Here is a 21,370-nt window from a genome sequence, read left to right as displayed (position 1 = left end):
ATTACATCGAGGTTTTCTACAACCGACAACGCCGACATGGACATCTGGGTGGCCTTGCGCCAATGATGTTCGAGGCGGCTAACTCAAAATCCAGCAGCTAACCGTCTACGAAAGCGGGGGCGTACCAATCGCTGGACATTGCGGACCTGAAGCGCACGGATGAACTCCGTACGAGCTTTCCGGCCATCGATGCCGCCGACAAAACCAAGGGTGGCGGCATCGCCGTGCAGGTTACCTCGGTAGCGGACGCTGCCAAGGTAAAGAAGACGATTGATGCATTTGAGAAGAACGGCCCTAACGGAACGTCCATCAGAGATGGCTTCGCTAAGCTCTACATCTTTGGCTTCTGCAAGCACACCAAGCGGGCGAAAGTGCCGACCTATTGCGAAGTGATAGGCCCCGGGTTTCTTATCGATCGATTGGTGGACCTCGGCGATGAAGCTTCCGTACAGGGCGTCCTGGATGCCATCCGTCACCATCTGGACTACGCGTCGATCCACCCATACGACGACGTGGTGTGCCTGCGAATCGCGCTTGGATACATCAGCCGGAACGCAGTTAGACACTCCATGTCATGCGAGGGCAACGTCGACGATATGACCCGAGGCCTGACTGAGATCACAGAACTGATTGGCAAGGGCACAGTGAACCGTAAAGAAAGATCTAAGGCACACCATGAGTTTCAGGATGACAAGATCACCCACTTCCTGCGGTCCGTGATGGATCGGATCGGCCGAATCACAGCAATCGTCAACCGTCGGCGGCGTCCCGGTGAGAACTTTGTATGCCTAGAATTCGACGACATGCGGGCGATCGACGAGCTAAAGCAATCGATATTGTTGTCGGCTCAGGCGATCGCCATAAGCTATGGAATTTCTGACATGCATCTGGGGATGCACGAAATCGACTAGGGATCTGCTGCTGTCGGTCAGAAGCTGACCGTCAACGCCTTAGTTATGCCCCACGCGAGCTCTCCACGAATCGGGCGGCGGAGCGGCGGAAGGAGTACATGCGATCACCTTTGCCATTGTGATCAAGTCCGAGCAAGCCGAGCTCAACCAAAGTTGCAAGATCATCGTCGAGGAATCGTGGGTCCGTGATCTGGAGTTCGCTTCCGCTGGGGCCATCCACAATGGGCAGCGTTCTTGTGCCGTCATAGTACTGAATGGCCAGGATTTGGCTGGCACCAGAATCGTAAAACTGGTTGAGGAGCGAGATGGCTTGCGATGAAAGTCCAGATGCAGGGTGAGCAGCCTGCGCCAAGCCTCGATAAGCATCGAAGCCGGCAGCAAAGTTCGCCATGGATCTGTCGAGAGACTGCAGACGAGCCAAAATCTCACGCTGGTTCTCGCTGAGGAGCGCTTTCACGCCGATTGTGGTGTTGGTGTTTAGCTCAAGCAGAGACTTGATCTCGTCGTGGCGCTGCTCAGAGAGCCACGTCATGAAGTCGTCGAAGGACTTTCCCTCATTTGCTCCCCGATGCGCTACAAAGTCAGCCAGCAGGCTGATGATCGTGGCGAAAGCTGTGGCGGCTGACATTGGATCCATGGGGCATAACGCCGGAGTTAAGCCGCGCCGCGAAGCGTCGGCTTGGACGAATGGTTAGGGGGCAGCGGCTGCAATGCGGTTGCCCCCACAAATGCCCCGATCGCAAAGGCCAGAACGCTAGCCAGAACTAGCCCGATCGTGGTGTAAATAAACGTGTTATGCCGCCAGAAGCCGGACTGCGATTCACCTAGTGCGGACTCGCCGTATAGGCGCAGCTGTGTGATGTAGGCAGTGACATAGGCGATGCCACCGAGTGCAATACCCGCAATGAAAAAGCCAATAGACCATTGGACAGAGTTCAGAGCGATCTGGGCGCGGTTGTCTTTTCCCAAGAACGCGAGAAGCGCCACCGCTGCACTACCATTAACGAGGACAGAGAACCGCAGGCCCTCTAGCGAAATCTGGAGCAAGCCACGGAACGTTTCCTCGGCATGCCAGCTTGACCCGCCGCGCCCCTGTCGCATCCTGCCCCCTAACTACTGAATAAACGGACCTATGAGTCCGGTTATATGCCCACTATTGCGCCAAGAAATTCTGACACAACCCCTTGTTCTGAGGGGAGCTTATCTTTGCCGGGTCTGGCTAACAACCAAGCCTGCAACTGGACGGAGAGCCCGGCCCGTGAAGGTCAGCCTTGGGTCGACGTCTGCCGGTCGAACTTGCCCAGGCATCGTCCGAACAGCGAGGGCCGTGATTAGGGGGTTCGGCCACGCGGCCTATCTAGCGAGGCGGCTGCAGCCGCCGAGTATCGTGAAGATCCGCCGCGCCAGCCGTCGCTCAAGGTCTCTGGGGTGGGTTTTGTGGACTTCACTGTGGGGCGCCTGACACCAATGTTTGTACATCACCCCTGACACCATTGTTTGTACAACCTGCACAAACATTGGTGTCATGCCCAAGCCCATTCCAGCGCCACCCCATGACTTCCAGCGCATGGACTATCCATAACTTCACACTATGATTCACTCACGGCTAAGTAGCCCAGAGGGTGAGCCAGGTGGAAGACGTCGCCGGCCTGTTGAAGAAATTCCAGAAGGAGCTGTCGGCAGGCACCGTGTCCCTGGTGCTGCTGGCGGTGCTGGGTCAGTCGCGGCAGCCGATGTACGGCTACCAGATCGCCAAGCGGCTGGAGGAAGTGGGCGAGGGCGTGCTGGCGGGGAAGCAGAGCGCGCTTTATCCGGTGCTGCGCAACCTGGAGGCCTACGGCTTGCTGGAAAGCGAAGTCGAGCCTTCGGTCAGCGGGCCGCCGCGCCGCTATTACCGCATTACGAAGCTGGGCCGCGAAGCGCTGCGCGAGTGGGTGGCGGCGTGGAGTGCTACCCGCGATTCCGTCGATACCGTCTTGCAAGGAGGGGTGACATGAACACGCCGCGCACCATCGCGGAATATCTGGAACAGCTGCGCGCCGCGCTGGCCGGGGCCGACCCGGCGCTGATCCAGGACGCGCTCTACGACGCCGAGGAACACCTGCGCGCCGAACTGCAGGAACACCCGGGCATGTCGCAGGAAGACATGCTGGCCAAGGTGGTGGGCAGCTACGGTTCGCCCGAGGAAGTGGCCGACATCTACCGCGACCAGGAGATCAAGATCCAGCGCGCGCTGCGTCCGCCGCCGCCGCCGAAGCGGCATTCGCTGATCGGGCGCTTCTTCGGCGTTGCCGCCGATGCACGCACCTGGGGTTCGCTGTTCTACATGCTGCTGGCCTTGGCCACCGGCATCATCTACTTCACCTGGGTGGTCACCGGCATTTCCATGTCGGCGGGCCTGGCGGTGCTCATCGTCGGCATTCCCTTTATCGTGCTGTTCTTCGGCACGGTGCGCGGGCTGTCGCTGATGGAAGGGCGCATCGTGGAAACCATGCTGGGCGTGCGCATGCCGCGGCGTCCGCCATTTCCGGTGGCCGGCCGTTCGCTGATGAGCCGCATCGGCACCATGTTCACCGACGCGCGCACCTGGACCACCATGCTGTACATGGTGCTGATGCTGCCGCTGGGCATCATCTACTTCACCATCACCGTGACCCTGCTGTCGGTGTCGATCGCCTTCACCGGCGCGCCGCTGGCCTGGACCTTCGGCGACTTCGACCACGAGCTGGCCAACATCAACTGGGGCTACGGCTGGCACGTACCCACCTTCGGCGATGCACTGGTGCTGTGCGTGATTGGCGTGTTGCTATTGTTCGCCACGCTGCACCTGGTGCGCGGCATCGGGCGGATGCACGGTCTGATCGCCAAGAGCCTGCTGGTGTCGCGCAGCGTCAACTGAATCCCGCCAGTCCGTCGCCGGAGGCCTCATGCTTCGTACGCGTTCTTGCCTGATGTTCGCGCTGTGCCTGTCATCGAGTTTCGTCGCCGCGGCGGATGCTCCGCCCTTCGAACCCGCGCAGGCCAAGGCCTGGTTCGGCGAGGCGAAGCAGCAATGCCAGCACGATGGCGGCAAGCTGTGGGGCGTCAGCCTGTGCGGTCCGATCATGCTGGTCGACCCGCCCACCCGCCGCGTCATCGCCAACCAGGCGGACGCGCAAGGTTTGCTGAAGGCGGAGCAGGGCGTGTTCACCGGCCATCTGCCGGACGACGTTTCCTTCGCCAACAGCTCGCTGGACTGGGCCGGCGTGCGCTGGGCGCAGATGGGCTGGCCACTGCCGGCGGATGCGGGACAGCGGCGCGTGCTGATGGCGCACGAGTCCTTCCATCGCATCCAGCCGCAGATAGGCCTGAATCCACCGCGTGAGCTGGGCAACGATCAGCTCGACACCTTGCAGGGCCGCTACCTCATGCAACTGGAGTGGCGCGCCTTGGCCAAGGCCGTGGCGGCCACCGACGACAAGGCGCGCCGCAGCCATGCCGCGGATGCGCTGCTGTTCCGTGCGGCGCGCTACCGGCAATTTCCCGATGCCGCGCGGAGCGAGCGTTCGCTGGAACGCAACGAAGGCCTGGCCGAGTACACCGGCATCGCGATCGGCGCGGTGTCGCCGGCGGAGCGCACCGCGCTGACCGCGGACGACCTGGTTTCGCACGTCTCCGCGCCCAGCTTCGTGCGCTCGTTCGCCTATGCCACGGGGCCAGGCTATGGCCTGCTGCTGGATCGCTATCTGCCCACGTGGCGGCAACGTATCAGAACGCCGGACACCGGTCTTTCCGACCTGCTTGCCGGCGCACTGGGCATCAAGAACGTCAACGCCACCGACGCCGAAGTGCAGCACCGCTCCGCCGCCTACGACGGCCCCGCGCTGCTCGCCGCGGAACAGGCGCGCGAGCAGCGCCATCAGCAGGACATCGCGCGCTATAAGGCGCTGCTGGTCGACGGTCCACGCCTGGTGCTGCCGCTGCACGAGCCGAAGGTGATGTTCAATCCCAGCACCCTGGTGCCGCTGGGCGAGGCCGGCACGGTCTATCCCACCATCAAGGTGCTGTCGGACTGGGGCGCCATCGAGGTGAGCGCAGGTGCGTTGCTGGCGCCGGACTGGAAGCATCTTTACGTGGCCGTGCCGGGCAAGCAGGCCGCGCGCACGGGCACCATCGAGGGTCCGGGCTGGACCCTGAAACTCAACGAAGGCTGGCGGATGGAAGCCGGCGAACGACCGGGTGACCTGCTGCTGTCGCCTGCCAACCAGGGCGCGCATTGAGCGCACCGCACACGAGGTTTTTTCGATGCAGGACACGCTGGGATTTCTGATCGGCCGCTGGAGCGGCGAGGAACAGATCGCCACCACGCGCTGGGGCCAGGGCGGCCCCGCCACGGCGGAAGTGGATGCGCGTATCGAGTTGGGCGGCAAGTCGCTGGTGATCGATTATCGCGAGCAGCGCGACGGCAAGCCGGCCTTGCAGGCGCATGCGGTGATTGCTGCAGGTCCCGAACACGATCGTTTCGAATTGTTCTGGTTCGACAGCTACGGCTTCGTGCCGTCCACGCCGGCGCCGGGCCATTGGGACGGCAAGCGGCTGGTGTTCCTGCGCAGCTCGCCGCGCGGGCAGACGCGCCACGTGTATACGCCGAAGGACGACGGCAGCTACACGCTCGCGCTGGAGAGTTCGTTCGATGGCGGCGTGCAGTGGGAAGCGGTGATGAGCGGAACGTATCGCCGCATCGCCTGATCCGGCGAACTCTCGCCGGAGACCTCATTCGGGATAGTGCTCCGAACTTTCGTGAGCATGCCGGGTCATAGCGCGCCCATGCCGTTTCCCCAGGCATGGGCGCCAATCCCGGCGATCGCTTCCGTCTGCGTGCGAAGCGACGTTTTACGTAAGGAATATCCTAATGTTGGTCAAATCTTCTTTATTGATAGCTTCATCCGTGCTTGCGATTTCGCTGGCCGCCACCGCGCAGGCCAGCGTCACCTGTGCGGATAAACAGCACGACATCGAACAGCAGATCGGCTATGCCAACCTGCATGGCAATGCCAATCAGGCGGCCGGTCTGCAGAAGGCTTTGCAGGAAAGCCGCGAGCACTGCACGGATCAGGGCCTGCGTGCCGATCTGCAGCAGCATGTGAGCGAGAAGGAACGCAAGGTGGCGGATCGCCAGCGCGAACTGGCCGAGGCGCAGGCTACCGGCAAGTCCGACAAGATCGCCAAGAAGCAGCGCCGCCTGGAAGAAGCGCAACAGGAGTTGCGCGAGGCGCGCGATCGATAGCCGCAGGTTGGGGTGAGCCGAAGGCGAACCCCAACAGTGCGATGCGCATGGATGCACCGATGTTGGGGTTCGCCGTTGGCTCACCCCAACCTACGGACAAGGTGGGGCTGTTCTAGACCAGTTGCAGGTCGCGCGGCTTCGCGCCCGGGAACACCGCCTGCAACTGGCTCGGCGACAAGCCCCAGGTGCGCGCGAACAGGCCGCCGAGCACGTCGCGGTAGTTGTTGAGCACCGGATAGTCGCGATTCTGCAGCAGGTTCTTCGCGTTCACGGCCACCTGTTCGCCGGCGATGCGGCCGCCGCGCACGCGGCCGCCCAATACCCAGTACACCGTGCCGTGGCCATGGTCGGTGCCCTTGTTGCCGTTCTCGCGGAAGGTGCGGCCGAACTCCGAAACCACCACCACCACGGTGTTGTTCCACTCGTCGCCGAGCGCATCCGCATAAGCGGCCAGGCCCTGGCCGAGATTGGTGAGGTTGTTGGCGAGGGCGCCGTTGGCGCCGCCCTGGTTGACGTGCGTATCCCAGCCGCCGACGTCGACGAAACCCACGCGGTACTGGTCGCGCATCATGGTGGCGATGCGCTGCGTTTCGGCGGCGAAGTTCTTCGCGGTGGTGGCGCCGCGGTTCGCCTTCATCATTTCGTCCTGCAGGTCCTTGGAGACCTTCTGGCGCAGCTCCAGCCCGTCGGTGGCGGCGGCGGCGAGCGTGGTGCCCTTGTACATCTCGGCAAGGATGGCCGACTGGCGTTCGTCGAAGGCCGGCTTGGCCACGCCGCGCAGCGAGATATTCGGGATGTCCTTGCCGCCGCCCTGGAAGCTCAGCGGCAGTGCATCGGTAAAGGCGATCGAGGGCACGTTCGACAGCGAGCCGGAAAGCCGCGCGAGGAAGCCCGATCGATAGTCGCTGCGCTGGCCGGTGGGTTCGCCGGATTCGATATTGTCCTGCGTCTCGAAATGGCTGCGCGACATATCGTCGGTGCCGGCGAACGGCACGAAGGCCAACTGCTTGCGCTGCCATAGCGGATAGAGCGAATCGCGCAGCACGGGGTTGAGGCCCCACTGGCCGTCCAGCGCGATCGCGCTGTTGGCATTGGCCGCGTCGGGACGTGCAATGGCGATGGTGGGGCGCGATTCGTAATAGAAGTCGCTGCCGCACGGCACCAGCAGGTTGTTGCAATCGTAGCCGCCGCGCAGGAACACCAGCAGCAGGCGCGGTGTGCTGGCCGGCGCCGCGAACAGGCGGCCGGCATAGCCGAACATCGGCGAGGCGGCGGCAGCCGCGGCGGCAAGCAGGAACTGGCGGCGGTTCATGGCGATCCCTCAGCGGTAATTGGTCAACGGTAATTAAAATCCGGCGACGACAGCAGGAAGGTGTTCCACTCCTGCTGCGAAGCGGCCTTGCCCAGCGCATCGCGCGTGGCCACCGAAAGGTGCGGATCGATCGCGTCGTAGTACAGGCGCGTGGTCAGCATCGGAAAGCCGGGCGCCACGCCGTTGCTGCCCTCGGGCACGAACAGGCGGTTGTTGCCGGTGCCGATGGCGCGCGCGATCTCGAAGCGCTTGGCCATCTGGCCGGAACTGGCCCAGCCGGCGACGTCCAGCGGCCAGCCGTCCGGGGTGAGGCGGCCGTAGATCGGCTCGCCCAGCTGGTTGAGCCAGTTGAGCAGCGGACGCGCATTCACCACCGGGCGGCCGTCGTAGGCCAGGCGCACGGAGGAGACCACGAACTGCATCGGGTCCTTGAACTTCTTGCCGCTGTCGGCGGTGAACTCCTTCGCCTCCAGCATGGTGCGCAGCACCTTGGCGATATCGCCGTCGCTGCGCTGGAAGGTGCGCGCCATCTTGTCGACCAGGGCCGGCGGCGGCTCGTCGGCGACGAAATAGCGGGCCAGCTTGGTGGCGATGAATTTCGCACAGGCGGGCTGGCGGGTGATCAGATCCACCGCCTTCTCCACTTCATCGAAGCCGCTGCCCTTGATGCGCTGGCCGAGCAGCTGCTTGTCATCGAAGTCGTGGCGCATCGGGTTGAACTCGAACAGGCCGTCGCGCACGTAGAGCGAGGCCATCTTCGGGTTGATGCGCTGCTTGTCGGCCGGCGGCGCGATGCCCACGCCGGTGAGTACCAGGGCCAGCTGCTGCACGTCCTGCTGCGTGTAGCCGGAACCCACGCCCAGCGTGTGCAGCTCCATCAGCTCGCGTGCGTAGTTCTCGTTGACGTGGCCCTTGGCGTTCTGCGCGTTGTCCAGGTACTCGAGCATGGCCGGGCTTTTCAGCGTGGCCATCACCAGGTCCTTGAACTTGCCCAGCGCATGCGGGCGGATGCTTTCCTCGGCGAAGCGCGCGGCGACCCAGCGCACGCGCCCCTTGGCGCCGTAAATGCTGAAGTGGTTCAGCCAGAACCACACCATCTGTTCCTTGAGCTGGTTGGAACCGTACACGGCGCGCAGCAGGGCGGCTTGCTGGGCTTCCTGCAGCAGGTCGTTGCCGCGCTGCTGCAGGGCCTTGCGCGCTTCCACCTTGGCGTCGCCGTCGGGCATGTCCTTGATGCGTTCCTGTTCGGACTGGAACGAGGCGATCAACTGATCGGGCGGCGTGCTCACCACTTCATAGCCGCGGATCAGCTGGTCGATCGCCGGCGGCAGCGCGTCGCCGAGCTTGTCGTCCAATTGCGCATCGAGATAGCGGTCGCGGCCGAGCTCGCGATAGCGCGCCACGCTGGCGCTGTCCAGGCCGAAGCCGTCGCGGCGCAGCCAGGCCACGTCGTCGGCGCCGAGCGCGTCGCGGCCGCGTGCCGAAGCAAGAGGCGCGGCAAGCGCGAGCGTCGATGCGCAGGCGAGCAGCAGGGTGGAAAGATGGCGGCGTAATGCCTGAGGACGGATTGGAGCGAAGCGGCGCATGCGTCTTGGCTTCCTGGCGGTTGACGGCGGCGAAGGGTGCGGGAACTGACAACGCGTCACCTTGCCATGCGTCGACACGGGCCATCCGTGGACCGGGCCGCATTCGGCCGACATTCACCCCAGGGTTCCGCATGAACTTGCGGCGGTTGCGCGCTCAGAACTCGTCGACGAACTCCACCGCGATATCCAGCTCGCGCGTGGCCAGCAGGGCGACGTTGCGCACCAGCTCCACTTTCTTCTGCGGCGCTTCGACCTCCACGCGCACCACGTCGCCCTGGCTGTCGTCGACCAGGTCGCTGGAGCTGGAGTCGTCGCGCATCTCGTCCATGGATTCTTCGTCGACGTCTTCCACGTGTTCGATGCCGTCGATGCCGCGGATCGCGCCGATCAGCGTATCGATCTTGTCGTGGTTGCCGGAGATGCGCATTCGGATCATGGGCATGGCGGAAGTACCGGGTGCTGCGGATACGCCAGCCATGCTGGCGCGGGGCCTGTATGCAGCGGGTGACGCAAGCGGTAAGGATCAGTAGTGACGGCGCGGCTTTTCATGCTGCAATAGCCGGAACCTTGCCAACCGCCACGCTCGCGCCACCCATGCCCAAGACCTACGACCGCGCCTATTTCGACAAGTGGTACCGCAGCCCGCGCCATTCGGTGGCCTCGCCCACGGAGTTGCGGCGCAAGGTGGCGATGGTGGTGGCGGTGGCCGAGTACTACCTGGGCCGACCGATCCGCAACGTGCTGGACGTGGGCTGCGGCGAGGCGCCATGGCGCGCACCGCTGCGTGCCTTGCGGCCGGGCATCGCCTATCGCGGGCTGGACGCCAGCGAATACGTGGTGGCGCGCTACGGGCGCAGCCGCAATATCGGCTGGGCGCGCTTCGGGCAGCTGGCGGAACTGCGTTTCGACGAGCGCTTCGACCTGATCGTCTGCACCGACGTGCTGCATTACCTCAAGCCCGCGGAAATCCGCGCGGGCCTGGGCGGCATCGTCGACATGCTGGAGGGCGTGACCTTTCTGGAGGCCTATACCAGCAAGGACGACGTGGCCGGCGACCACGACGGTTTCGCCTCGCGCGCACCGTCCTGGTATCTGCGCAACTTCCGCGAGGCGGGGCTGCTGCCATGCGGCTCGCATTGCTATCTGGGGCCGCGGCTGGAACGGCGCATCGCGGCGCTGGAGCGGGCACAGCTGGCCTGAATCGGGCCGGGGCGGGCCTGTGCGTCGCTTGGCGAAACGCGGGCCGCCGCTTTGGCTATGATCGGTTGGCGTCCAGGAAGCAGGGCGCCATGCCCACCATGCCGTGCCACTCGCCAGGGATAGCCATGTCTGACATCGGACGCGTCATCAGCCGCCATCGCAACAACGCGGCGCTTTCCATCGTCGTACTCGTTTTCGCCAGCATGCTGCTGGCTTGCGCAGCGCTGCTGTTCACCATCCGCGGCAAGGCGGTGGCCGATGGCGCGGCCTTGATCAATGGCAGCATGATCGGTTGTGCGGTGATCGGCCTCGCGCTGATCGGCGCGGCCGTGCTGATGCGCCGCACGTATTGGGTGCTGGGCGAGCAGGGCGTGCAGCGCCGCGGCGGCCGCGGCAAGGAGAGCTGGCGCTTCGAGCAGATCGCCGAGACCTGCCAGTTCTATCGCGCCGGCCTGCCGGTAGGCCTGGCCTGGCGGCGCGAGGGCGACGAGCACTGGGGCATGGTCAACGCCCATCTCAGCGGCTACCGGAAGTTCTACGACGCGCTGGAGCGGGCCTATCTGCATGCGCGCCTGCCGAAGCTGCTTGGCGAGCTGGAACGCGGACGCGTGGTGGAATTCAAGGTGCTGACCCAGACAGGCCAGTGGCAGCGCGATTTCGCTACGGGCATCCGCTCGTATCTGCGCGCCTCCACCGCCAAGGCGCTGCGCGTGAGCTTGACCGCGCTCACCTGGCAAGGCCGCGAAGTGGCATTCGGCGACATCGCGGAGATGGACGTCACCGCCTGGACCTCGCGCCTGCGCCTGCATCTGCGCGACGGCACGCGGGTGGAGCTGAGCTACCAGGTGCTGTTCGACGCTACCCTGGTGATGGCGCTGATCGGCGCGCTGATTCCGGTGCGGCAGGCGCGGCGCGCGGCCTGATCCGCACTCATCGCCAACCGGGAAAGCACGCGTTGCGTGCGTAACGGACGCACGCGGAAGTGACCCGCTTCACAAGTGGCGGCGCAAGAAATTGTGCGCGACCGGATGTCACCGCGCTGACATGGCCGATTCCTAGGTTCCGGGTTCCCCCTACCCGGAGAACGACATGTCTCGCATTGGCGCATGGTTGCTTGCCGTCTGCTTTTTCGCTTCCGGTGCCGCGTACGCCGGCACGGCCTGCCCGAACTTCTTTATCGCCGGCAAGGCGCCCGTGCTGGATGCCTCGCTGACCAGTCGCACCACCGAGGTGTGCCATACCGAGTACGTGCTGTTCGCGTCCGGCGTCACCAAGGGGCCGCTGTATTCGGCCGAGCATCTGACCGCCGACCAGGTGGCGGGTGCGGATTCGATCAGCCGCAGCGGTTCCTGGCATCAGGAAACCGGCATTCCCAGCGCGGACCGTTCGCAGTCGTCCGACTACACCAACAGCGGCTACGACCGCGGCCATATGACGCCGGCCGGCGACGCGTCGACGCTGACGTCCGAAGGCGAGACCTTCTCGATGGCCAACGTGGTGCCGCAGGTGCACAAGCTCAACGCGGGCGAGTGGGAGAAGATCGAGACCTATGTGCGCGGCCTGGCGACCCAGCTCGGCGATGTCTATGTGGTGACGGGCCCGGCCTTCGCGACCGATGCGGTGCCGACCATCGGCAAGGACGGCATGGCGGTGCCGGAGTACACCTGGAAGGCCGTGTACGAGCCGGGCGTCGGCGCCGCGGCGTTCCTGTGCACCAACGAAGACGACTACACCTGCACGGTGATCTCGATGGTCGACGTCAAGACCATGTCGGGCGTGGATCCGTTTCCTTCGCTGTCGTCGTCGATGAAGTCCAACCCGATCGACCTGACGCTGCCTTGAGTTCCATGGCTTGAAAACCCGGCTCTCTCTCGCGGGAGAGCCGGGTTACGCTACAAGGCGGTCAAGGCAGGTTGTCGAGGTTGACGTCCGGCGGCGTGCCATTGGCAGTGCGCACGAAGGTCTGACCCGAAGTGACGGACGGCGTAAAGAATCCGTCGTTGCGCAGATAGAACGCGTTGCCGCCCTTCAGGCCGCCGGCAAAATCCAGGCGCTGCTTGTTCAGGCCGGTGGGATCGGCGTCGTAGTACGCCGAGGTCAGCTCGGTCCATGCGCCACCGGCGGGCTTTGCCCACTCGTTGCCGTAGGTCGCGCGGCGGCCGACGTAGCCATGGTCGGGATCGAAGGATTCCAGGAACGAATACAGGCCCTTCAGATACGTCGCCACGCCGGGGTATTTCCAGGTGGCGATCAGATGCCAACTGCAATTGCCATGCGAGCTGTGCGCATTGCACTTTCCGTGCGAGGCCGCATCGGCGAACCACGAACTGAACAGCGTATTGCCCGCATCGTCGAGCTGCGCGCGGGTGATGAAGCGATAGGTGTGGCCGGCTTCCCAGTTGTAGACCAGGTAGCTCTGGCCGCCGGTGCCTTCGCCGCCGAAGCCATTGGTGGTGACGCCGGGGCCCTTGCGCACCAGGGTGGTGCTGCCGCCGCTCGGCGGATCCCACACGGAGAACAGCACGCGGCGTTCGGTGGGCGAGTTCACCTGGATGCCGAAATAGCCGACGTTGAAGCCGTTGGCCATGTAGTACGAGCCGACCGGATCCTCGCCGACCGGCACGGTGATCTCGCTGTAGAAGTATTCGGTATTCGCCGGCGCCTTGAAGCCCAGGTGCACCGAGGGGCCGCGGCGCGACCAGTAGAAATTGTCGGGATCGTTGGCGAACGTCAGGCCAGCCGCGGCGGCGCTGCCGGATACCTGCAGGCCGCTGATGTCGCCGTAGTAGCTGCCGTCGGTGGACACGCCCTGCAGATCCACGCGCACATAGCCGGGCTGCCCCACGGTAAAGCTGCCGGCGTCGAACGGTCCGGCCGCGGTGCTGCTGAGGTTGGCCAGGCGCGACTGGCCGTTCACCGACACCTTCACCGTGCTGTGGCTGGCGCCGCCGAGCGAACCGACCAGGGCGAGTTTCAGTTCGCCGGCCTGCTGCACGTCGAAGAACACGCTGACCACGGCCTTGTTGGAATCCCAGTTGTGCAGGCCGTCGTCGGCGATGGTCTCGTCGGCGGTGGGCGCGGGATGAGTGACGTAGGCGTTGCCGCCGAGCGGCACGGTATTGGTTGCGTCCTGCGCCATGGCGGCGCCGGACATCGCAAGCAGCGCGACTAGGCTGCGGTACATGATCGATCGCATGATTCCCTCCCAGTGGATGACGGTGGTGCGTCCCGCGGCAGCCGCGCGCGGCCGCCGCGGGATAAAGCGGCGCGGCTGCCTCAGGGCAGGGCGTTGAGATCGATGTCCGGCGCCGTGCCGTTCGCGCTGCGCACGAAGGTCTGGCCGGAAGCGACGGACGGCGTAAAGAAGCCGTCGTTGCGCAGATAGAACGCGTTGGCGCCGCTGAGGCCGCCGGCGAAATCCAGGCGTTGCCTGTTGAGGCCGGTGGGGTCGACGTCGTAATACGCGGAGGTGAGTTCGGTCCACGCGCCGCCCGCCGGTTTCGCCCACTCGTTGCCGTAGGTGGCGCGGCGCCCGATGTAACCGCGTTCCGGATCGAAACATTCCAGGAACGAATACAGCCCGCTGAGATAGGCGCTGGTGCCGGGGTATTGCCAGGTGGCGATCAGGTTCCAGGTGGTTGGCGTGGCGGCATCGGAGAACCACGAGGTGTACTGCGTATTGCCGTTGCCGTCCGGTTGCGCGCGGGTAAGAAAGCGGTAGGTGTGGCCCGCCACCCAGTTGTAGACCAGGTAGCTCTGGCCACCGGTGCCTTCGCCGCCGAAGCCATTGGTAGTGACGTTGGCGCCCTTGCGCACCAGGGTGGTGCTGCCGCTCGGCGGATCCCACACCGAGAACAGCACGCGGCGTTCCGTCGCGGAATTCACCTGCATGCCGAAGTAGCCGACGTTGAAGCCGTTGGCCATGAAGTAGGAGCCGATCGCGTCCTGCCCGGTGGGGACGTTGATCTCGCTGTAGAAGTATTCGGTGTTGGCGGGCGCGGTGAAGCCCAGGTGCACCGAGGGGCCGCGGCGCGACCAGTAGTAGTTGGCGGAGTCGTTGGCGTAAGTCACACCCGCGTTGGTGGCGCTGCCGGAAACCTGCAGGCCGCTGATGTCGCCGTAGTAGCCGCCGTTGGTGGACACGCCTTGCAGATCCACCTTGACGTAGCCCGCCTGCGCCACGCTGAAGTTGCCGGCACTGAACGGACCCGGCGAGGTGCTGCTGAGATTCACGTTGTGCGACTGGCCGGCGACGGTGACTTTCACCGTGCTGCTGCTGGCGCCGTTGAGCGCGCCGGCCAAGGCAAGCGACAAGGTGCCGGCCTGCTGCACGTCGACGTAGACGCTGATCACCGCCTGGCTGGAATTCCAGTTGTGCAGGCCGGTGTCGCTGATCAGCTCGTTCGCGGCGGGCGAGGCTTGCGTAATGAAGGCATTGCCACCCAGCGGCACGGTGCTGGTGGCTGCGTGCGCAGCGGTGGCGGCGGACATCGCAAACAGCAAGGCGAGGCTTTGGTACGCAATCGATCGCATGACTCCCTCCCAAGTAGTGACGTTTCGATTCGTCAGGCGGACCGCCCCCAGCGGTCCGGTGTTGCGGGTCAGGCAGGTTTCGCGTCGCGTCGATCGTGGTTCCGGTTTCATTTTCGTTTTAAGTGAAAATGAAAGATATTGATTCAAAACGGAAGTTAATCGACGGAAATCGGAGGATAATGAAAGTTATCGACGATGCAAGTGCTGTGCATCGCAGTAGTGCGATGAGGGGAGAGGGGGCGGGGTAGGTTGGAGTGAGCGCAGCGAACTCCAACTCGCTGCATGCAGGCGCAACGCATCGTTGGGGTTGTTCGCTGCGCTCACCCCAACCTACGTCGTGTGCTGCTAAGGATTCAGACCAGCATCACTTCCACGCCCGCCGCACGCAGTGCTTCCACTGCCTTCGGCTCGGCGCTGTTATCGGTGATCACGCGATGCAATTGCTGCACGGGCGTGATCACCGAGAGGCTGCGCTGCCCCAGCTTGCTCGCGTCGAACACCGCGATGGTTTCGCGCGACACGCGGATCATCAGCGCATTGAGCGAAGCTTCCAGCGGATCCGGCGTGGTGACGCCCACCACCGGATCGAGTCCGTCCACGCCCAGAAACAGCTTGTCGGCGGAAAGCTTGGCCAGCGCCTGCTCCGCGTCGGGGCCGACCAGCGAATACGAGGTCTCGCGCAGCAGGCCGCCCAGCATCATTACGCGGATATTGGACAGGCCCGACAGCTCCAGCGCGATATTCAGCGCATTGGTGATCACGGTCAGCGATTCGAATTTCTGCTGGCGGATCTGCCGCGCGATCTCCACCGTGGTGGAGCCGGAATCGAGAATCACCGTTTCGCCATCCTGGATCAGCCGCGCCGCGGCCTGGCCGATGCGCAGCTTCTGCGCATGATGGCGCGTCTCCTTGATGTTCAGCGGCGTGTCGTGCGCATTGGGCGCGGTGGCGGGCAGGGCGCCGCCGTGCGAGCGGGCGATGGCCGAGCTGCGCGCCAGCGATTCGAGGTCGTTGCGGATGGTGACGGCTGAGGTGCTGAACTGCCTGGACAGTTCCTCCACCGTGGCCCGGCCCTGCTTCTCGACGTATTCGACGATCAGGCGGCGACGCTCTTCCACCAGCAGGCGGCGCGTCGGGGCGGAGGCTCGGTTTGGAGTCATGGAAGGCCTAGAAGTCGTGCGGCGTTGTCATGGTATACCTTGCGCAGGATAGCGTCTGGCAGGTCCAGCCCATAGATGGACCAGCGCCCCTGCGGCGGAGTTTCCGCGGGGGCGTAGTCGAAGTACTCGTCGTCGGTTTCCAGGAAGCGGTAGTAGATCTCGTACAGCGCGTCGCCGAACAGCTGCTGCGGGACGTCGTCGCCCCAGGGCGAGGGCACCGCATCGGTGCCGAACAGGATGCGGTCCTGGAAGCGCTCGAAGAAGCGCCGCGCCGTGCGCGGCTGGCGGCCCAGCTCGCCGATGCGCGCGCTGATGTCCACCAAGGTGTTGGGATAGCGCTCCAGGCAGGCCGCCACGGCCTCGAGGTTTTCCGCGCCGTTGCCCACGTGCATCAGCGCGAAGGTGGTGTTCGGGTGGCGGGCGATCAGGCGGTCGCGCGCGGCGATCAGTTCGGCATTGCTGGGGAATTCCGGGCCGTAGAACGACCAGTCCGGATGCCGCGCCAGTTCCTCGTAGCGCTCGTTGCCGGCGTCGGTGGGCAGGAAGAACGCCTCGGGATCGGAGACGTGCATGAATACCGGCAAGCCGAGCGCGGCGCAGGTTTCCCACATCGGGTCGAAGCGGCGGTCGTCGATCGCCACCAGCGGGCCGTTGTCGATGCGCTCGCGCAGATACAGGCCCAGCGTCTTCAAAAGCTTCAGGCCGCGCGCGCCGGCGCGGTGGGCATGCGCGATGGCGTCGGCCTGGCGGTTGGCATAGTCGGCTGCGCCGAACAGGCCGAACGAGGGTTCGGTCAGTGTGAGGAAGCGGCCGGGCGCGGCCTGGTCGAAGCTGCGGATGGCCTGTTCCAGCCCCGCGCCGGTGCCGCCGGTGAGGTTGACCAGGGTGCGGATGCCCTTGCGGTCCATCACCGGCAACAGGTCTTCCGGTTGCGCGAAGACGGTGATTTCCTCGCCCACCGACACGCCGTTGCGCACGTTGGCGGTCCAGGTGAGGTGGGTGTGCATGTCGATCACCGGGAAGCGCGGGCGCTCCACCCGGGTCTGCTTCACGTGCAGCATGCTGCGCGGCTTGAAGTCGAACAGGCGCAGGCTGCTCTTGCTCTCGTCCGGCGCGGTGGCGAGCTGGTTCTTGCCGCTGTCGATGCGGACGGTGCCGGCGCCGGTGGGCGGGGAGCAGCAGAGGCAGGGTTTGGGCATGTGAGCGTTTTCTGGTCGCGTAGGTTGGGGTGAGCGCAGCGAACCCCAACGTGGTGACGGCGGTGCACGGGTTGTTGGGGTTCGCCTGCGGCTCACCCCAACCTACGTCCGACGATCAGCGCGGGTACTTGGCCATGATCTTGTGCACTTCGTGCACCAGCGCCACCGCCTGATCCAGCGGACGCAGCCACATGTTGCGGCCGAACATCACGCCCTGCGCGCCGGAGGCCATGTAGAACTCGACCTTGCGCAGCACCGCCGCATCGTCGTCGTTCTTCTCGCCGCCGGAGAACAGCACCATGGTGCGGCCGGCCGAGCGCACCACGCGTTCGGCACGCGCGCCGGCATCTTCCTGCAGCTGGTCGTACGGCGCCGGTGCATTCGTGCGGTGGTCGTTGGGCTCGTGCAGTTTGACGATGTCCGCGCCCATCTCGATGGCCACGCGCGCGGCGTAGTCCTGCGCGAACAGGCTGTTCTTGCCGCCCTTGGCCTCGATCGCCTCGCCGCGCGGATACGACCACATCACCAGCGGCATGCCGTAGCGCTCGCAGTCCTGGCGCACCTTTTCGAACTGGCGGATCTCGTCCGCCTGGCGCGGCGAACCGACATACATGGTGTAGCCCACCGCGTCGGCGCCCAGGCGCACCGCATCCTCGACCGAAGCGAACAGCGGCGAGGTGGCTTCCGCGTCGCTGGGGATATTGGTCTTGCCGTTGAGCTTGAGGATCAGCGGAATGCGTCCGCAGTACTCGCCCATGTACTTCTCGGCCAGGCCCACGCCCAGCGCGATGGCGGAGAAGTTGCCTTCCACGGCGAGGCGGAACTGGTAGTCCGGATCGATCGCGGGCGGGTTGGGGAAGAAATCGGTCGGGCCGTGTTCCAGGCCCTGGTCCAGCGGCAGGACCAGCAGGCTGCCGTTGCGCGGGCCGTGGCCGTATAGCAGGCGCCACAGCCGGGTGCGCTTGCCGTGTGAAAGCGCCAATTTCGAAAACCGTTCGGAAGTTTTCGAAAGGGCTTGTGTGCTCTGAATCATTTCGAATACCCTGCGTTTCGTGATCGAACGGTTTCACATTCGAGCGAAACGACCGAAATGTCAATAGTTGATAAGAAAACGAAAGAAAACGACGGTCTTTCCGGACTGCGCAGCCGCCCCGCGGCGGAGCAGCAGACGGCCGGCTACGCCGACACCTTGCGCGAGGTGCTGCAGCAGCCCGCCACCTGGCGCGGCACCGCGGCCCTGCTGCGCGAGCCGGCGGTGCGCGAGCGGCTGGCACGCGCCATGTCGCCGCGGCCGCCGCATATCGTGCTGACCGGTTCGGGCAGCTCCATGTATATCGGCGAATGCCTGGCACCCACGCTGCAGGAAGGCTTAGGCGTTCCCGCGCAGGCCATCGCCGCCGGCACCTTGCTTACGCACTGGCGCGGCGTGCTGCCGCCGGGCGAGGGCCTGCTCATCTCGCTGGCGCGCTCGGGCGACAGCCCCGAAAGCTGCGGCGTGGTCGATCGCGTGCTGGCCGATGCGCCGGCATGGCGGCACCTGGTGATCACCTGCAATGCCAACGGCAAGCTCGCCACGCGCTACAACCACGATCCGCGCGTCACCGTGCTGGTGCTGGACGAGCGCACCAACGACCGCAGCCTGGTGATGACCAGCAGCTTCACCAACCTGCTGCTGGCCGGTTCCGGCCTGCTGCTGGACAGCGCCGAGGTGCTGACCGAGCAGGCCGTCGCCGCGCTGGCCGCGGTGGTCGACTACCTGTTCGACGAACAGGCGGTGGCGCTGGCGGAACTGGCGTCGCGCAACGTCGAGGCCGCGGTGTACCTCGGCAGCGGCGGCGGCATCGGCGCCGCGCACGAAGCGGCGCTGAAGATGGTGGAGATGACCGGCGGCAAGGTCATCACCATGGCCGAGACCTTCCTGGGCCTGCGCCACGGGCCGATGTCGAGCATCCGGCCCAGCACGCTGATCGTCGGCTTTCTGTCGGCGGATCCGGCGGTGCGCGGCTACGAGCTGGATCTGCTGCGCGAACTGGACCGCAAGCAACTGGGCCTGGCCAAGCTGGTGGTGGGCGAGGGCATTCCCGCCGACGTGCTGCGGCCCGGCGACGTGGCGATCGAACTCGCCGGCCTGGGCCACCACGGCGAACTGCCTTCGCTGCTGGCGGACGTGGCGGTGGGCCAGCTGCTGGCATTCTTCCGCTGCCTGCGTCTTGGCGATCGCCCCGACGCACCTTCGCAAGGCGTGCTCACGCGCGTGGTGCAGTCCTTCACGTTGCACGGAAACGGCGCGTGACGACGGCCGTGCCTAAGCGCGTGCTGGTGGTGGGCGAGGTCAATGTCGACCTGGTCCTGAAAGGCCTGCACGCCGAGCCCGCGCCGGGCCAGGAAGTGCTGGCCGACGATTTCCTGATGACGCCGGGCAGTTCCTCGATGATCTGCGCGATGGGGCTGGCGCGGCTGGGCAATGCGGTGGCGTTTCATGGCCGGCTGGGTGCGGATGCGTGGGGGCAGTACTGCCTCGACGCCATGCGCGAGGCCGGCATCGATGTCGCTTCGCTGCAGCCGGAAGCCGCCTTGCGCACCGGCATCACCGTCTCGCTGTCCACGCCGCGCGACCGTTCGCTGGTGACCTTCAGCGGCGCCATCGCGGCGCTGCGCGCGGAAGATGTCAGCGATGCACTGCTGGCGGGCGCGGGCCACCTGCATGTGTCTTCGTTCTATCTGCAGAAGGCGCTGCGCCCCGGGATCCGCCAATTGTTCGCGCGCGCCCGCAAGGCCGGTCTGAGCATCTCGCTGGATCCGGGTTTCGATCCCGAGCAGCGCTGGGGCGACGATCTGCGCGGCGTGCTCGAAGACGTCGACGTATTTCTGCCGAACGAAGAAGAGCTGCGCGCGCTGACCGGCGAAACCGACGTGCGCAAGGCGCTGGCCGCGCTGGACAACGGCCGCACCCTGATCGTGGCCAAGCGCGGCCGGCAAGGCTGCGCGGTGCTGCACGACGGCGCGCTGCTGATCGCGCCGGCGCTCGCCATTGAAGCGGTGGACAGCACCGGTGCCGGCGACTCCTTCGATGCGGGTTTCCTGCATGCGTGGCTGCGCCAGCTGCCGCTGCGCGACTGCCTGCGCTGGGGCAACGCCTGCGGCAGCCTGTCCACGCGCGGCATCGGCGGCACCACGCGCCAGGCCAGCGCGGACGAAGTCGCGGCCTTGCTGGCGGGCGCCGCATGATCACCGTCGCCGGCTTCAATACCGCGATCGACCGGCTGTACACGCTGGACGCGCTGGAACCCGGCGTAGTTCAGCGCGCCGCCGCGGTGCAGGCCTACCCCGGCGGCAAGGGCCTGCACGTGGCGCAGACCATCGCCGCGCTGGGCGAGCCGGTGCAGCTGGTCGGCCTGACCGACGCCTTCCATCGCAACCTGATCGCCCGCCGCATGAGCGAGCGCGGCGTGCTGTTCCACGGCGTGGAAATTCCCGGCGAACTGCGCCAGTGCCTGGCGCTGCGCGAGCGCGGCGGGCGCATGACCGAAGTGCTCGATCCCGGCCCGCTGCTGCAGCCGCGCGCGCAGCAGCAATTGCTCGACACCTTGTGGCGCTGCGTGGAAGACAGCGACGCCATGGTGTTCTCCGGCAGCCTGCCGCGCGGTTTCGAAGCCGATACCTATGCCGCGCTGCTGCGCCAGATCGCGCCGCGCCGCTTGCCCTGCCTGGTCGACGCCAGCGGCGAAGCGCTGCGCCTGGCCGCCGCTGCCGGCGCCTTCCTGCTCAAGCCCAACCGTGACGAGGCGGGCCAGCTGGCCGGCCGCGCGGTGGACACGCTGGAAGACGGCGCCGCCGTGGCGCGCGAGCTGCACACGCGCGGCGTGGCATTCCCGGTGATCACGCTCGGCGCGCAAGGCGCGCTGGGTTTCGACGGCGCGGCCTGCTGGCACGCCTCGCTCGCCATCGCGCACAGCGCGAATGCGGTGGGCTCGGGCGATTGCTTCCTGGCCGGCGTGGCGGTGGCGCTGCGGCGCGGCCAGGAACCCGCACAGGCGCTGCGCCTGGGCGTGGCCTGCGGCGCGGCCAACGCGCTGCACGAGGAGACCGGCTATGTGCAGCGGGCGCAGGTGGAAGCGCTGCTGCCGGAGGTAAAGCTGGTCCGCTACGACGGTTGACGACACCGCTCGCCGCCGTGGGAGCGGCAGCGCGCGGGACAGTGTT

The 21,370-nt window shown here is 65.7% G+C and carries 22 protein-coding genes; 12 read left to right on the top strand and 10 right to left on the bottom strand.

Going from position 1 to position 21,370, the window contains the following annotated elements:
- The first annotated feature begins 131 nt into the window (after positions 1-131).
- Positions 132-911: an SMEK domain-containing protein gene (locus KK141_RS15880; protein WP_345777589.1), complete on the top strand. Its 780-nt coding sequence runs from the start codon at positions 132-134 to the stop codon at positions 909-911.
- A gap of 43 nt (positions 912-954) precedes the next feature.
- Here the strand turns inward: KK141_RS15880 and KK141_RS15875 are convergent, their stop codons facing one another.
- A complete protein-coding gene (locus KK141_RS15875) occupies positions 955-1,539 on the bottom strand; it encodes a hypothetical protein (RefSeq protein ID WP_250901789.1) in 585 nt (194 codons plus the stop codon).
- A 26-nt stretch (positions 1,540-1,565) separates the two neighbouring features.
- The gene (locus tag KK141_RS15870; RefSeq protein ID WP_214571532.1) at positions 1,566-1,958 is read right to left on the bottom strand and encodes a hypothetical protein; all 393 of its coding nucleotides are present in this window, start codon (positions 1,956-1,958) and stop codon (positions 1,566-1,568) included.
- A gap of 584 nt (positions 1,959-2,542) precedes the next feature.
- Between KK141_RS15870 and KK141_RS15865 the strand changes: the two genes are divergently transcribed.
- The 5 genes from KK141_RS15865 to KK141_RS15845 all read left to right on the top strand — a co-directional run bounded on the left by KK141_RS15865 (position 2,543) and on the right by KK141_RS15845 (position 6,177).
- Positions 2,543-2,908, top strand: coding sequence for a PadR family transcriptional regulator (locus KK141_RS15865; RefSeq protein WP_026636043.1), 366 nt, complete (start codon positions 2,543-2,545; stop codon positions 2,906-2,908).
- The gene (locus KK141_RS15860; RefSeq protein ID WP_214571531.1) at positions 2,905-3,810 is read left to right on the top strand and encodes a sensor domain-containing protein; all 906 of its coding nucleotides are present in this window, start codon (positions 2,905-2,907) and stop codon (positions 3,808-3,810) included. The genes KK141_RS15865 and KK141_RS15860 overlap by 4 nt, the downstream gene beginning before the upstream one ends.
- A 28-nt stretch (positions 3,811-3,838) precedes the next feature.
- The gene (locus tag KK141_RS15855) at positions 3,839-5,170 is read left to right on the top strand and encodes a hypothetical protein (protein ID WP_250901788.1); all 1,332 of its coding nucleotides are present in this window, start codon (positions 3,839-3,841) and stop codon (positions 5,168-5,170) included.
- 25 nt (positions 5,171-5,195) lie between these two features.
- Positions 5,196-5,639, top strand: coding sequence for a DUF1579 family protein (locus KK141_RS15850; protein WP_214571530.1), 444 nt, complete (start codon positions 5,196-5,198; stop codon positions 5,637-5,639).
- 199 nt (positions 5,640-5,838) lie between these two features.
- Positions 5,839-6,177, top strand: coding sequence for a DUF1090 domain-containing protein (locus KK141_RS15845; RefSeq protein ID WP_214571529.1), 339 nt, complete (start codon positions 5,839-5,841; stop codon positions 6,175-6,177).
- Positions 6,178-6,289: 112 nt separating this feature from the next.
- Here KK141_RS15845 and KK141_RS15840 read toward each other — a convergent pair whose 3' ends face one another.
- The 3 genes from KK141_RS15840 to KK141_RS15830 form a co-directional block, all read right to left on the bottom strand.
- The gene (locus KK141_RS15840; RefSeq protein ID WP_214571528.1) at positions 6,290-7,489 is read right to left on the bottom strand and encodes a DUF1501 domain-containing protein; all 1,200 of its coding nucleotides are present in this window, start codon (positions 7,487-7,489) and stop codon (positions 6,290-6,292) included.
- Positions 7,490-7,512: 23 nt separating this feature from the next.
- Positions 7,513-9,075 (bottom strand): DUF1800 domain-containing protein, encoded by a 1,563-nt coding sequence (locus KK141_RS15835; RefSeq protein ID WP_214571527.1) that lies wholly within the window; start codon positions 9,073-9,075, stop codon positions 7,513-7,515.
- Between the two features lie 154 nt (positions 9,076-9,229).
- Positions 9,230-9,517: a hypothetical protein gene (locus tag KK141_RS15830; RefSeq protein WP_214571526.1), complete on the bottom strand. Its 288-nt coding sequence runs from the start codon at positions 9,515-9,517 to the stop codon at positions 9,230-9,232.
- Positions 9,518-9,669: 152 nt separating this feature from the next.
- Between KK141_RS15830 and KK141_RS15825 the strand changes: the two genes are divergently transcribed.
- From KK141_RS15825 to KK141_RS15815, 3 genes are all read left to right on the top strand, one after another.
- Positions 9,670-10,275: a class I SAM-dependent methyltransferase gene (locus KK141_RS15825; protein ID WP_214571525.1), complete on the top strand. Its 606-nt coding sequence runs from the start codon at positions 9,670-9,672 to the stop codon at positions 10,273-10,275.
- A gap of 125 nt (positions 10,276-10,400) precedes the next feature.
- Positions 10,401-11,198 (top strand): hypothetical protein, encoded by a 798-nt coding sequence (locus tag KK141_RS15820; protein WP_214571524.1) that lies wholly within the window; start codon positions 10,401-10,403, stop codon positions 11,196-11,198.
- A gap of 166 nt (positions 11,199-11,364) precedes the next feature.
- Positions 11,365-12,117, top strand: coding sequence for a DNA/RNA non-specific endonuclease (locus tag KK141_RS15815; RefSeq protein ID WP_214571523.1), 753 nt, complete (start codon positions 11,365-11,367; stop codon positions 12,115-12,117).
- 61 nt (positions 12,118-12,178) lie between these two features.
- Here KK141_RS15815 and KK141_RS15810 read toward each other — a convergent pair whose 3' ends face one another.
- From KK141_RS15810 to KK141_RS15790, 5 genes are all read right to left on the bottom strand, one after another.
- Positions 12,179-13,471, bottom strand: coding sequence for a DUF5077 domain-containing protein (locus KK141_RS15810; protein ID WP_214571522.1), 1,293 nt, complete (start codon positions 13,469-13,471; stop codon positions 12,179-12,181).
- Between the two features lie 80 nt (positions 13,472-13,551).
- Positions 13,552-14,808 (bottom strand): DUF5077 domain-containing protein, encoded by a 1,257-nt coding sequence (locus KK141_RS15805; RefSeq protein WP_214571521.1) that lies wholly within the window; start codon positions 14,806-14,808, stop codon positions 13,552-13,554.
- A gap of 353 nt (positions 14,809-15,161) precedes the next feature.
- Complete coding sequence (agaR, locus tag KK141_RS15800) at positions 15,162-15,968, bottom strand: transcriptional repressor AgaR (protein WP_214571520.1); 807 nt, start codon at positions 15,966-15,968, stop codon at positions 15,162-15,164.
- Complete coding sequence (locus KK141_RS15795; protein WP_214571519.1) at positions 15,965-17,167, bottom strand: amidohydrolase family protein; 1,203 nt, start codon at positions 17,165-17,167, stop codon at positions 15,965-15,967. The genes agaR and KK141_RS15795 overlap by 4 nt, the downstream gene beginning before the upstream one ends.
- A gap of 115 nt (positions 17,168-17,282) precedes the next feature.
- Positions 17,283-18,149, bottom strand: coding sequence for a fructose-bisphosphate aldolase (locus KK141_RS15790; protein WP_250901786.1), 867 nt, complete (start codon positions 18,147-18,149; stop codon positions 17,283-17,285).
- Positions 18,150-18,257: 108 nt separating this feature from the next.
- Between KK141_RS15790 and KK141_RS15785 the strand changes: the two genes are divergently transcribed.
- Genes KK141_RS15785 through KK141_RS15775 form a run of 3 tightly spaced genes read left to right on the top strand, consistent with a single transcriptional unit; the run spans position 18,258 to position 21,324 of the window.
- Positions 18,258-19,460, top strand: coding sequence for a tagatose-6-phosphate ketose isomerase (locus tag KK141_RS15785; RefSeq protein ID WP_250901785.1), 1,203 nt, complete (start codon positions 18,258-18,260; stop codon positions 19,458-19,460).
- Positions 19,457-20,395 carry a carbohydrate kinase family protein gene (locus KK141_RS15780; protein ID WP_345777587.1) on the top strand — a complete coding sequence of 313 codons (939 nt, stop codon included), beginning with the start codon at positions 19,457-19,459 and terminating at the stop codon, positions 20,393-20,395. Before KK141_RS15785 ends, KK141_RS15780 begins: the two co-directional genes overlap by 4 nt.
- Entirely contained in the window at positions 20,392-21,324 is a 933-nt protein-coding gene (locus KK141_RS15775) for a 1-phosphofructokinase family hexose kinase (RefSeq protein ID WP_214571517.1), read from the top strand. The genes KK141_RS15780 and KK141_RS15775 overlap by 4 nt, the downstream gene beginning before the upstream one ends.
- Positions 21,325-21,370 lie beyond the last annotated feature (46 nt).

The sequence above is a fragment of the Dyella sp. LX-66 genome (assembly GCF_018599165.1).
In the GTDB taxonomy this organism is placed as follows: Bacteria; Pseudomonadota; Gammaproteobacteria; order Xanthomonadales; family Rhodanobacteraceae; genus Dyella_D; species Dyella_D marensis.
This window is presented reverse-complemented; position numbering and strand designations above follow the sequence as displayed.